Annotated in this window: 12 protein-coding genes; 6 read left to right on the top strand and 6 right to left on the bottom strand. The window is 71.6% G+C overall.

The window, feature by feature from the left end:
- Positions 1-431: 431 nt before the first annotated feature.
- The 3 genes from ABIA38_RS25675 to ABIA38_RS25665 form a co-directional block, all read right to left on the bottom strand.
- Entirely contained in the window at positions 432-1268 is an 837-nt protein-coding gene (locus ABIA38_RS25675) for a PaaX family transcriptional regulator C-terminal domain-containing protein (RefSeq protein ID WP_424641176.1), read from the bottom strand.
- A gap of 37 nt (positions 1269-1305) precedes the next feature.
- Positions 1306-1605, bottom strand: a complete 300-nt coding sequence (locus ABIA38_RS25670; protein WP_424641175.1) for an AMP-binding enzyme — start codon at positions 1603-1605, stop codon at positions 1306-1308.
- Positions 1606-1677: 72 nt separating this feature from the next.
- On the bottom strand, positions 1678-2121 hold the full coding sequence (locus tag ABIA38_RS25665) for a PaaI family thioesterase (protein WP_424641174.1): 444 nt from the start codon (positions 2119-2121) through the stop codon (positions 1678-1680).
- A 303-nt stretch (positions 2122-2424) separates the two neighbouring features.
- On the opposite strand from ABIA38_RS25665, the gene ABIA38_RS25660 reads away from it, so the two are divergent.
- Entirely contained in the window at positions 2425-3525 is a 1101-nt protein-coding gene (locus ABIA38_RS25660) for a Gfo/Idh/MocA family protein (RefSeq protein ID WP_424641173.1), read from the top strand.
- 19 nt (positions 3526-3544) lie between these two features.
- Here the strand turns inward: ABIA38_RS25660 and ABIA38_RS25655 are convergent, their stop codons facing one another.
- Positions 3545-4516 carry a phosphotransferase family protein gene (locus ABIA38_RS25655; protein WP_424641172.1) on the bottom strand — a complete coding sequence of 324 codons (972 nt, stop codon included), beginning with the start codon at positions 4514-4516 and terminating at the stop codon, positions 3545-3547.
- 31 nt (positions 4517-4547) lie between these two features.
- Complete coding sequence (locus ABIA38_RS25650) at positions 4548-6581, bottom strand: heavy metal translocating P-type ATPase (protein ID WP_424641171.1); 2034 nt, start codon at positions 6579-6581, stop codon at positions 4548-4550.
- A 210-nt stretch (positions 6582-6791) separates the two neighbouring features.
- Between ABIA38_RS25650 and ABIA38_RS25645 the strand changes: the two genes are divergently transcribed.
- Complete coding sequence (locus tag ABIA38_RS25645; protein WP_424641170.1) at positions 6792-9281, top strand: hypothetical protein; 2490 nt, start codon at positions 6792-6794, stop codon at positions 9279-9281.
- 336 nt (positions 9282-9617) lie between these two features.
- Here ABIA38_RS25645 and ABIA38_RS25640 read toward each other — a convergent pair whose 3' ends face one another.
- Entirely contained in the window at positions 9618-10046 is a 429-nt protein-coding gene (locus ABIA38_RS25640) for a DUF5709 domain-containing protein (protein WP_424641169.1), read from the bottom strand.
- 325 nt (positions 10047-10371) lie between these two features.
- On the opposite strand from ABIA38_RS25640, the gene ABIA38_RS25635 reads away from it, so the two are divergent.
- The 4 genes from ABIA38_RS25635 (at position 10372) to ABIA38_RS25620 (ending at position 12490) form a co-directional block, all read left to right on the top strand.
- Positions 10372-10707 (top strand): hypothetical protein, encoded by a 336-nt coding sequence (locus ABIA38_RS25635; protein ID WP_424641168.1) that lies wholly within the window; start codon positions 10372-10374, stop codon positions 10705-10707.
- Positions 10708-10797: 90 nt separating this feature from the next.
- Positions 10798-11460 carry a nitroreductase family protein gene (locus ABIA38_RS25630; RefSeq protein WP_424641167.1) on the top strand — a complete coding sequence of 221 codons (663 nt, stop codon included), beginning with the start codon at positions 10798-10800 and terminating at the stop codon, positions 11458-11460.
- 193 nt (positions 11461-11653) lie between these two features.
- Positions 11654-12184, top strand: coding sequence for a hypothetical protein (locus ABIA38_RS25625; RefSeq protein ID WP_424641166.1), 531 nt, complete (start codon positions 11654-11656; stop codon positions 12182-12184).
- 75 nt (positions 12185-12259) lie between these two features.
- Positions 12260-12490 (top strand): hypothetical protein, encoded by a 231-nt coding sequence (locus tag ABIA38_RS25620; protein WP_424641165.1) that lies wholly within the window; start codon positions 12260-12262, stop codon positions 12488-12490.
- The last annotated feature ends 202 nt before the right edge of the window (positions 12491-12692 follow it).

Genomic DNA, 12692 nt, shown 5'->3' with positions numbered 1-12692 from the left:
TCGAGACCACTCAAGCCACCCGGCACACGGACCCAAGCAACACCGGGGCCAAGCCGAAGACCCAACAAACGGCCCAGCCGGCACTCGAGGCCACTCAGCCGGGCCGGCACTCGAGGCCACTCAGCCGGGCCGGCACTCGAGGCCACTCAGCCGGGCCAGTGCTCGAGGCCATTGAGCCCGGCCGACGCTTGAGGCCATTCAGCCCAGCCGGCGCTTGAGGCCACTCAGCCCGGCCGGCGCTTGAGGCCACTCAGCCCGGCCGGCGCTTGAGGCCAACCAAACTCAGCCAACGCCCAAGCCCCGCCGGAAACCAAATCAGCCCGGCCGGCGCTTGAGGCCAAATAGCCCGGCCGACAAGTGAGGCCACCCCAGCCCGGCCCGCGCTTGAGGCCAAGAAGCCCGGCCGGCAAGTGAGGCCAAAACCCCAAAGCTCACGTGCGTCCCGCCACCAACCCCGCAACCGCACAAACATGCTCCCGGGCCAACCCCACAAGCACCGAGTGCAACTCCAAAAACACCTTCCGCGCCTCGACCGCATTCCAATCGGCCGGCAACAACTCCGCAGGCAACCCCGGATCCAAATACGGCAACCGCCGCCACTGGGTGAGCATCGGCACATAGGTCCGAAACGCCTCACCCGGATCCACCCCGGCCCGCCCCACCAACGAGGCCGCCGCAGCCCCATACTCATCCGTGAACAGCGCGTACTGCTCCTCGATCGCCTCGAAGTCCCACCACTCCCCGACCGCCTCGCCGAGCCGCCGCCCACTCGCCGCAGCCCCGGTGAACAGGTGCACGTAGTCCGCGAGTTCGACCCGAACCAAGGTCCGCCGGGCGTCCTCCAACAACCGGGCCGGCGCGATCCAGACCCCCGGCGACACGTTCCCGAAGCCCAGCCACGTCAATCGCGACCGCAGCTGATGCCGATGCGCCCGCTCCGACTCGGGCACCGAGAAGATCGCGAGCACCCACCCGTCCGCCAGCCGAGCCGGCTCCAGGTTGCCGAAGATCCGCCGATCACCCTCGTCGAAGATCGACTCCATCGCCGGACTGAGCCGATACCCGGTCCCGTCCCGCCGCTCCTGGGTGAGTGTGCCCCGCTTCTTCAGCCGCGAGATGGCCGACCGCACCGCAGGCGCGTCCACGCCGAGTTCGCCCATCAGCACGATCAGGTCGGCAATCGAGATCCACCCGCCAAGCCCCCGGACGAATGCCCCGTACACGGTGTTGATCAAGGAGCTGGGCCGAGCCGTCGCACTCTCCGCCATGGTCGCCTTCCTCGCGGAGTCTGGTACGCCGGCGATCCTATCCGGGCACCGGCCGCGCACCCGCGACCGGCGTACCCTGCGCCGCCCACCGCCGCAGCTCCCCGCGCCGCAACCTGCCGGTACTGGTCCGCGGCAACTCACCCACGAACTCGACCACCCGCGGGTACTTGTACGGCGCCATCGTCCGCTTCACGAACTCCTGCGACGCCCGCGCGGTCGCCTCGCCCGCGCCACCCCCCGGATGCAGTACGACATACGCCTTGACGACCATCCCGCGCCGTTCGTCGGCCACCCCGACCACGCCACACTCGGCGACATCCGGATGGGTACCCAACACCCCCTCCACCTCCGGCCCGGCGATGTTGTACCCCGACGAAACGATCCGATCACGCCCTTACCCGTCACCCCCTCACCCGGCGCCCCCGTCCACCACCAGCACCGTGCCGCGACCGATCGCGCACACCAGCTCGCCCCCGTCCTCGGCAACCATGATCAACTCGCAATCGCACACCGCCTGCCGCCGCCCCGCATGCACCACACGCGCCTCCGCCCGCAGCGTGACCCCCACCGCCGGCCGCAGATACTGAACGGAAACGCTGCCCGTCAACACCCCCGAGCCCAACGTGCTCCCGGCGGCGAACGTGATCGCGTTGTCGGCCGCGTACGCCAGCACGCCCCCGTGCAAGAAGCCGTTCTGCTGCCGGAGTTCGTCCCGCACGTCGATCGCCAGCACGGCCCGCCCGCCCCCGAACGCGGCAACCCGCGCACCCACGAGCCGACTGAACGGCTGCGCGGCGAGCACGGCCTGTGCGAACTCGAGCCCGGGCGTCGAGTCGCCGGAGATGTCGGTCATGACGGCCCCACCATCCAATCGAGAAGAGACACACGATCATCGATACCAGAATCCCGACCGCACCCCACCGGGCCCGGGCCCCACTCCGCATCGACACGACCCGCACCGCCCACATCCGCCGCGCCAACACCGGACCGACCACCCGGCCACCCGGCCACCCGGCCACCCGGCCACCCGGCCACCCGGCCACCGAATGCCCTTCGTCACACCACCGCACAATGGCAACTTCGGACAGCTTCCCTTACCGTAAGCGCGCCATCCGGCCCCGCAGCCCCGCAGCACCCGGTGAAGGAGAGCCACCTCATGGCGCCGAAGAACAAACCACTGGGTGTGGCGATCGTCGGGACCGGCTTCGGGTGCATCACCCACCTGCCCGCCTTCCGGGACGCGGGCTTCGAGGTACGCGCGCTGGTCGGCCGGGACCCCGTCCGCACCGCCGAGCGCGCCGAACGTTTCGGCGTCCCATCCGCGTTCACCGACCTCGACGCCGCGCTCGCCCTCGACGGTGTGGACGCGGTGACCGTGGCCACGCCGCCGCACACCCACGCCGAGATCGTGCTCGCCGCCGTCGCCGCCGGCAAACACGTCGTATGCGAGAAGCCGTTCGCGAGCGACACGGCCCAGGCCCGCCGGATGCTGGCCGCCGCCGAACAGGCCGGCGTGGTACACCTGCTCGGCACCGAGTTCCGCTGGCAGGCCTCCCAAGCCCTGCTCGCGCGCCTGATCGCGGCCGGCGCGATCGGCGAACCCCGGCTCGCCACTTGGCTGTTGCACATCCCGGTACTGACCGGCCCGGCCGCCGAGGTACCCGCCTGGTGGGGCCGCGCCGAACAGGGCGGCGGCTGGCTCGGCGCGCACGCCTCGCACTGGATCGACCAGATCCGGCACACCCTCGGCGAGTTCGCAGGGGTCAGCGCCGGATTGCCCCTGGTCGCGGACCGCCCCGGGCAAACCGCCGAGGACACCTTCAACATCCGTTTCCGCACCGTCACCGGCGTCGAGGGCACGATGCAAAGCTCCGCCGGAATCTACGGCCCGCCCCTGCTGACCACCCGCGTGGCGGGCACCCACGGCACGGCCTGGACCGAATTCGACGACGTCTGGCTCGCCGACGCGAACGGCGACCGCCGCATCGAAACCCCCGCCGATCTGAGCACACCCGACCCCATCGCGCCACCCGCCGACCTGATGCACACGGCCTACGACCTACTCCACTCGATGGGCATCGACCGAGCCCCGTACACCCGCCTGGCCGGCACCTTCGCCGCCCTGATCAACAACACCCCGATCCCCGCCGAATCTCCCCGCCACGCCACCTTCACCGACGGCGTGGCCGCCCAACAGGTCCTCGACGCAATCCGCACCTCGGCCGCCACCAACGGCAGTTGGGTACCCTGCGCCTGAACCGGCGCCGACCACGCACTCACCCCATCCGAAGCACCGCGTCCAGATACGCCTCCAACCGCCCGCCCGTCACCTCGGCCGGCAGATCCGTGCGCCCGGCCGTCCGCCACGGCACCGCGACCTTCTCCGCGTCCGGGGCGAACGCGAGCGCGTCGAGCAGGCGCCAGTACCGCCGCTCCGCCGGGTCCTCGGCCAACCGCCCACCGGCCGCGACGTACGCCGCGGCAAAGCTCACCCCGACCTCCGGACCGTGCAACAGCGCCAACGCGGTCGAGCAGTGCGCGACATCCAGATCCGCCGGCCCCCACGAGGTCTCGACCCAGTCGACCACGCCGGCAACGCGCGTATCGGCACCCTTCCCGGCAAAGAGCACATTGCCCGGATGAAAGTCCCGATGCAGGAAACACCCGCGATACGAAGGCGGTTCGCGCCGAATCAGCTCGATCGCCCGCCGCCAGAGCTCGGGTCGCCCGGTCCCCTCGGGTACCCGCACCCGCTCGGCGGCCGTCCACGCCTGATACTCCCGAGGCCGAGCCCGAGACCCAGGCTCGTCCCTCTCCCCGACCACCACCCCATGCACAGCCACGAGTTGCCGAGCCAACAACCCGATCCGCTCGCCGACCCCCTCGTCCCCCAGCCGAATCTCCCCGGGAAGCAGGGACATCAACAACGACGGATGATCGCAGTACTCACCGAGCGCATCCACCGCCAGACACTCCGCCACCGGAATCCCGCTCCCCGCGAGCAGCCCGAGGATCGCCGCCTCCCGCCCCAACAACCCCTCGGCGTGCCGCAGATAGAACGGCTTCACAAACGACCGCAGCACCAACTCCCGTTCCCCGTCAGCCCCGACCACCCGCAACCGCCGCATCACCGAACTCCACCCACCGACCAACCGCGCAGCCCCCACCACCCGCTCCCCCGAGCCCAGGGCCCCCTCGACCCAAGCCCGCGTAGCCCGCCACTCCACCGCGTCGTCAATCTCGATCACGCCGGCAGGCTACCCATCGCCTGGGGCGTGATCAGCCGGCAGTCCCGGTCGGGCGGAGGTCCAACCGGCGCAGCAGTTGGGCGTTGAGGGCGACGACCACCGTGGACAGGCTCATCAGGATGGCGCCGACCTCCATCGGCAGGACCACGCCCGCCCAGGCCAGGACGCCGGCGGCGAGTGGGACCGTGACGATGTTGTAGCCGGCCGCCCAGGCCAGGTTCTGCCGCATCTTGCGGTAGACGGCCTTGGACAATCGGCGCACGCCCAACACCGCGCGCGGGTCGTCGGTGGCCAACACCACGCCCGCCGACTGGACCGCCACGTCCGTACCCGCGCCGATGGCGATGCCCACGTCGGCCCGGGCCAGGGCCGGCGCGTCGTTGACGCCGTCGCCGACCATGGCCACCCGCAGGCCCCCGGCCTGGAGTTCGGCCACCTTCGCGGCCTTGTCGCCGGGAAGCACCTCGGCGAAGATCTCGTCCACGCCGAGGTCGCGACCCACCCATTCGGCCACCTGCCGGGCATCCCCGGTGAGCATCCCGACGCGCACCCCCGCCGCGTGCAACTCCCGTACCGCCGCCCGAGATTCGGGCCGGATCTCGTCCTCCAGGGCAAGCCCCCCGGCCACCTCGTCGTCGGCGAGCACGTACAACACCGCCGCACCGCGCCCGACCCACGCGCCGGTGGCCGCCGTAAGCGCGTCGGGTACCCGTACGCCCGCCTCCCGCAGCAGTGCCGGCCCGCCGACCCGCACCCGGGTGCCGGCCACCTCCGCCTCGACACCCCGGCCCGTCATCGACCGGAACCCGCTCGCCGCGACCGGCCGTCCACGTTCCTCGGCCGCCCGCACGATCGCCCGGGCCAGCGGATGTTCGCTCTCCCGCTCGGCGGCGCCCGCGAGCAGCAGCGCCTTCGTCTCGTCCCACCCCGGCGCCGCCACGATCCCGGTCACCGCGGGCGCGCCGCGTGTGAGTGTCCCGGTCTTGTCGAACAGCACCACATCGACGTCGCGCATCCGCTCCAACGCGATCCGATCCTTGATCAGGATGCCCTGCCGCGCGGACAGTTCCGTCGAGATCGCGATCACCAACGGGATCGCCAGCCCGAGCGCATGCGGGCAGGCGATCACCAGCACCGTCACCGTCCGCCCGATCGCCGATCCGCCGTCGCCGAGCAGCGACCACACCACCACGGTCATGATCGCGGCGCCCGCCGCGTAGTAGAACAGCAGCGCCGCCGCCCGATCCGCCAACGCCTGGGCCCGGGACCGGGATTGTTGCGCCTGGGCGACCAGCCGCCGGATGCCCGCCAGTTGTGTACCCTCCCCGGTCGCGGTCACCATCACCCGCACCGCGCTGTCCATCGCCACCGTCCCCGCGACCACGGTGTCCCGCACGCCACGTGGCACCGGTCGCGATTCGCCGGTGATCATCGACTCGTCGAACTCCGCCGCGCCGTCCGCGATCGTCCCGTCCGCCGGCACCCGCGTGCCGGAACGCACCAGCACGGTGTCGCCGACCCGCAGTCCGGCCACCGGGATCCGTTCGAACTCCCCGTCCGGGCCCACCCGTTCGGCCTCGTCCGGGAGCAGCGCGGCAAGCGCGTCCAGGGCCCCGGAGGCAGCCCCCAACGCGCGCATCTCCAGCCAGTGACCAAGCAACATGATGTCGACCAGCAGGACCAATTCCCACCAGAAGTCGAGCTCGTGCGTCGCGATGTGCAGCGTCGAGGTCCACGACGCGCCGAAGGCGACCGTGATCGCCATCGCAATCAACGTCATCATCCCCGGCTGCCGCGCTGCGAGTTCGGCCCGCGCACCGGTCAGGAACGGCCATCCCCCGTAGCCGAACACGACCGTGCCGAGCAACGGCGGAATCCACGACGACCCCGCGAACGACGGTTCGTGGTAACCGAGTACGTCCGCAAGCATCGGACTCAGCACCAGCACCGGCACCGAAAGCACCAGGCTCAACAGGAACTTACGCCGGAACATCTCGGCATGCCCGGCATGCGCGGCGTGCCCGGCGTGCCGACCATGCCCCTCGGCATCCCCTACGTGCTCCATCCGATTCCCCTCTCCCTTCCACGCGCCCAGCCCACAGCCCACAACCCGCAGCCGGTCGCCGGTCGCCGACCACCCCCACCTATACCACCCAGGGGTATGAATAGCCCCACATCGACCCACCCTCATTCCTTGCGATTCCGCCAGAACCGTCCGCATCTCGGGCCCACGGCGGTATAACCAGAGACCAGCCCCGCTCCCCGGGAGGCCAAAATGGTGCGTCAGCCACGGTCCCGCAGCGTCGACTGGTTGTGGTGGGCCACCTCGTCCGGCGAACTGCAACCCTTCCTGGATCATCCCGATCACGATCAACAGGAGATAGCCCGGGAGAAGTCGGCGGTCGCCGTGCAACTCGCCCGCCTGGGCGACCCACTCGTGGACTGTCTCGCGGCAATCGCCCCGGACGTCCTCGCGGACGCCCTGTGGCGGTTGCCGAACCCCACGCGCACCGACACCCTGCGCGCGCTGCGGGTACCGCCCGCGCGCCGCCCCACCCCCGCGATCGCCGAACACGCGCTCAAGCGGCTGCGCAAACAGACCCCGAGCGTCCGCGGCTACACCGCCCAGGTGGTCACCCTGCCTGTGCTGCGCGTACTGCTGCCCGCGACCCTGGACACCGATTCCGGCGCGCTCGACGGCGAGATCCTGGAGAGCCTGAAGACCACCACGTTCCCCCCGGACCTGGTCCGGCTCACCGCGATCGCCGACTGGGGCTTCAGCTGCCAGGCCGCCGCGCTGTTGCGCCTCGCGCTCACCGAGGCCGACCTCGCACTGCCCGGTTGGCCCGCGGACGTGATCACCGACGTGGTGGCCGCGTGCCGCCGGTTCGAAGCGTTCTGCCGGGACCGGATGTGCGGTGCGAGCGAGCCCCCGTCGCCGCTGCGCTCACTCGACGACGCACTCGGCCGGGCCCGGGCCGCCGCCGACTCGGTGACCGCCGCCGTAGCGGCCGGCCGGGCCCCGGAGGACGCCGACCTGACCATGCTCGCGCACGTCGGCCCGGCGGTCACCGAGGCCCGCGAGGCGGTCGGCGTACTGGTCGGCGCCGAGGCGGACACGCTGCCCGAGGACCGGCCCGGCCTGGCCGCCGCGATCACCGCGCACGAGGCCGCCGTACACGCCCGCGAACTCGCCGGGGTGGACCGCTTCCGACACCTGGCCGGCCCGCCGATCCATGCCGCGGCCATCCATGAACTCCGGGAACTGGCCGCCGATCTGAGCGAACGTCACGAAAGCTGGGACACCGCCGACCGACGTCGGGTACCGGCGCTGGGCGACCTCGGCACGCTGATCGACACGATCGCCGCCGATCAGGACGACGGCGTGGACACGCTGGCCGAGACGATCCGCCCGCACCTCCCCGACCCGACCATCGTCAACGCCGCGCTCCGGGGCCGCCTTTCCTGGGCCGAAACCCCACCCTCCGACGCCCAGGACGACCCCCCACCGGCGCCCGAGGCCCCCGACACCCCACCCGAACCGGCAACCGACCCGACCCCGACGCCCGAAACCACACAGCCGACGACCGCCACTGCCCCGGAGACCGACGAGCCCGACGAGCCCGAAGCAGACCCGGAGCCCGCCGAACCCAGCCCGAAGAACCCCAAGCCCACCACCCCGTCGCCGCCGCCATCACCCTCGCCCCCGCCCACCACGCCCACCACGCCCGACACCGCGGCCCTGATCGGCGACCTGATCGGCCGCGGCGACTACGTCTCGGCATACGCGCTCTCCACCGACCATCCCGAACGAATATCCGCGCTGCGCGCCCTGGCCTTCGCCAACGGCGCCCGCTCGGACACCGGCGCCCTCGCGATGTCCCTACGCGACGAACTCGACGAAATGGCGATGCGCGAGCCCAGCCACGACCGGGCCACCCAACTGCTCACCGTGGCCGCCGCCGCCCGCGCCGCCGTACTGTGCGGCCACAGCACCTACGGCCTGCTCCAGGAGGCCGCCTGCGGCCTGGGCGACCTGCCCGCCGTGGCCGGCCTGGCCCGACACATCGCCACCGGCTCCGCGCAGGGACTGCTCGGCGGCACCCGCAACCTCGGCGCCCTGGAGGCGCCGGCCGAGGCCGAGGCCAATGCCGCGGCGTGCGCGGCCGAGGCCGCCGAGGCCCTGCAGCACCCGCGCCACCTACGCTTCCCGCGCGCGACGTCGATCGCGCAATTATGGTGGCGGCCCGAGGACGGCCTGCTCGGCCGGCTGCTGCGCCAGGCAGCCGGCAACGATCGGCGCGATCTGGAAGAAGTCGCCGAGGCCCTGCGCCGACTGACCAAGCATCACGAACTCGAGAACCGGCTATCCGCCATCGACGAGGAATTCCGCAACGGCAAGGGCCACCGCCTCGAAGGCCCGGCCCGGCGGCGCCTACTCGAGTACGCCCGCGAGTCGCTGGGCACGGTCGGTCGCTGGGTGGACGCCATGCGCACGGTCGCCGAAACCGAGGCGGAGGCCGAGTCCTGGATCGCCGGCCCACTCACCGACCTGCGCCACACCCTGATCGCGGACCGCCCGGCGGCCGAACAGGAACTCGCCCGACTCGCCGAACACACCGGCGACCCACTCACCGCCGGCGCCGCCCGCGCCACCGCCGCATCCCTGGCAGCAACCCTTGACCTACTCGACGGCCGCCCACTGACCGGCCCGGAACCCACCCCGGAATCAATCCTCGGCCTCACACCCCCCAACCTCACCTAACCCCAGGCCCCACGCTCCCCCTCAGCCCACCAAACCCAGCCCGTCCGGCGCTCAAGGACAACAGGCGCAACCCCACGCCACCCGCAACCCCGGGCACCCCGGCCAACCAAATCCAGCCCGTCCGGCGCTTGAGGACAACAGGCGGCACGCCACCAAACCGACACACACCAACGCCGCCACCCAGGCCAACCAACCCCACACCACCCGCAACCCCGGGCACTCAGGCCAACCAAATCCAGCCCGTCCGGCGCTTGAGGACAACAGGCGGTACGCCGACCCGACCCGACCCACGTCCACCTCACCACCGCAGCAAAGCAACCCCGCGCGCCACGCGCCTCAAGGCACCTCTTCCTCCGGGATGATGTGCATCGCCGCCTCCTCCGCCCCCGCCGCGCCGCCGTCGATGCCGACGTCCCGGGCGACCGCCTCGGACTCGGTGTCCTCGTGTGCGCCCTCGTCCTCGGCGACCAGCCGGCCCGCCCTGGGGTCCGGGCCGTTCTCCCACTCGTCGGAGACCACGTCGTCCAACGCGAGGTCCGGCTCCTCCTCGGCCAACAGCTGGTCGAGCGACTCGCCGCGCCGCCCCTCCTCGGGGGTGTTGCCGTATCGTTCCGCCGCCGACCAGCGATCCGGCGGCAGGATCCCGGTGTCCAGCGGGTCGTAGGACAGGTCGTCGGTGGACAGCGTGTCCTCGGGGCCGAGTACACCGTCGTCGCCGGGCGTGTCCGGGGAGTCGTCCACCGGGTCCCGCGTGTCGTCACTCATCGCCTGCCACCTTCCCTGATCTGCTCGTGCCCGCGTGTCCGAGGCACAACCCTGTGCCCGAGGACCCGAGTGACGGTGCCCCGGCGCCCGCCGGTTCATTCGGCGCCGCCCGACGCGGTTCCCGACCGGTCGGAGAGACCCGCTCCCCACCTGGCCCGAGAGCCACCCAACCGCTCGTTCCGGCGAAGTAGACCCGATCGTTCGTCTCATGCCTGAGGCTGATATTTCCTGATGGATTTGGACGATCTTTGATCGCCGGCGCAGGGTGGTCCGGGGGGCAGGGACGGAAGACCCGGTCCTGATCGACCGGGGAGGGAGCGGACCCATGCACGAGGCGCAGACACGCGAGACGAGTGGGCACGACTGGCAGACGTTGCACACCGGGACCCGGGAGTCCGCCGCCCGCGCGTTGCGCGCGGATCTGGCCCACGCCGGGTACTCCGAGTCCGAGTTGGCCCGCCGGGTAACCGAGGCCTGGGCCGGTTCCGTGGTCACCGTCCCGGGCACCGGCCGGCAGTTCCGGGTCACCCGCACCACCCCCGCTCCCACCCCCACCAACACCCCCGGGAACACGCCCGGGAACACGCCCGCCAACGCTCCCGTCGCCACCCCCGCATCGGCCGTCTCCACCCGAACCGGGGCGACTCGACCAGCCGGCTGACCCGCCCGCGGTTCCACCCCGAAAAGCAGGTCGAGGTCGACCCCGGCGGGACCTTCCACCGACCCCCCGCGTCGTGCTGTGCTGTCGGCCATGGTCGATGAACCCACTTACCCCACGGTTCCGCACCGGCACCGAGGCGTCCCCGCCCACGAGGCGGAAGCCCGCAGCCGCGCCTTCCACGACGTGATGGCCCAACGCCGCACCGTCCGCGATTTCTCGTCCCGCCCGATCCCGGACAACGTGGTCGACTGGGCGATCCGTACCGCCGGCACCGCGCCCAGCGGCGCGAACGTACAACCCTGGCGTTTCGTCGTGCTCACCGATCCCGAGCGCAAGCGACACCTGCGCGAGGCAGCCGAGCAGGAGGAGCGCGAGTTCTACGAACACCGCGCGTCCGACGAATGGTTGACCGCCCTCGCGCCGATCGGCACCGACTGGCACAAGCCCTTCCTGGAGGAGGCGCCGGTGGTGATCGTGGTGTTCGAGGTGCACAAGGGCCCGGACTCGCCGCGCCCCTACTACACGAAGGAATCGGTCGGCATCGCCGTCGGTCTGCTGCTCGCCTCGCTGCACCAGGCCGGGCTGGCCACGCTGACCCACACGCCGAGCCCGATGCGCTTCCTCAACGAGGTGTGCGGGCGCCCGCCGGAGGAGCGCGCCGCCTACGTCATCCCGGTCGGCTACCCGGCCGAGGACGCCCGCGTACCGGACATCCGGCGCAAGCCCCTGGACCAGGTCGTCGTCCGCCTCTGACCCGAACATCTCCCTCGGGCGCCGAGGACCGGCCGAACCCATCCGGCCCTCGGCGCCCGCACCGGCCCGGCCCCGGCCCCGGCACACCACCGCACCACCGCACCACCTCGAACACCTGCGCCGATCCCCACCCCTCTGCGATCCTGAACAGGCCCGTCCGGATCAGGAACAGCCGTACGTACAGGGGGCGTTGATGAGTGTCGTCGCCGGAAGAATGATCGACGAGTCGATCGTCATGGCCGCCGATTCCCAGGTGACCTGGGGGCAGGCGAAGACCGAGGGCACCAAGCTGTACAAGATCGGCGAGAACCTGATCTTCGGCGGCGCCGGACTGCTGCGCGACATCAATCTGATGCGGCTGTTCCTGGACACGCACACGCCCGGGTCCGCCGAGGAACGCGATGTCCTGGAGTTCTACGCCGAGTTCGTCGAATGGGGCAAGCGCAAGATGGGCGGCTTCGAGCCCAAGTCGGAGTTCATGTTCGCGTTCGACGGCAAACTGTTCGAGACCGGCAGCGACTTCGACGTCTTCTACTACGACTACGGCGCGATCGGCTCCGGCTGGGAGTACGCCCGAGCCGCGCTGCACCTGGGCCACACGCCCAGCCAGGCGGTCGGCGTGGCCTGCGATCTGACCATCTTCTGTATGCCGCCGGTGACCGAATTCCGCATACCGCGCCATCCCGCACCACAGCCCGGTCGCGGCGAGCACCAGGCCATCTGAAACCGATCTTCCGTGGGGTCCGCGGCAATCCGGAGCTAACCCTGTGTTTACGCGGACTCTCGTAAGCTCTACGTCATGTCCGAACAGCCGATTCCGGCGGACCTGATCGAACTGCAACGCGCTCGAGACGCCGCCTACGAGGCCATCGCCCGGTACGCGGGGCAACTCACCGAGGCGGAGCAGGCCCGGCTGTGGGCCCAGGCCCGCGACGCCGTCGAGGCGCTGCACGCCCATCCGGCGATGACCGCCGGCGGCGACCGCATCGACCTGATGACCCGCCTGCGCCTGGCCGCCCAGGCCGCCTGAGCCGCACCCCCCGGCTCCCGCCCCGGGCCGGCCCCCGCGCCGCCCGGCCACGCCGCCACCCCGGCCCGCCCCACCCCATCGGCACAAACACCGCCCGCACAAACGCCGCCGGCCGCGACGCGCAACCCCGAGGGGCGCGCGCCGCGGCCGGCGGCGTAACGGCACGACAAGTACCGGGACGGGTACCGAAGCGGGCGAAGGT

This window comes from Embleya sp. AB8 (assembly GCF_049739465.1).
Taxonomy (GTDB): Bacteria; Actinomycetota; Actinomycetes; order Streptomycetales; family Streptomycetaceae; genus Embleya.
Note: the sequence above shows the minus strand (reverse complement) of the source record. Positions and strands in the feature narration are given on the sequence as shown.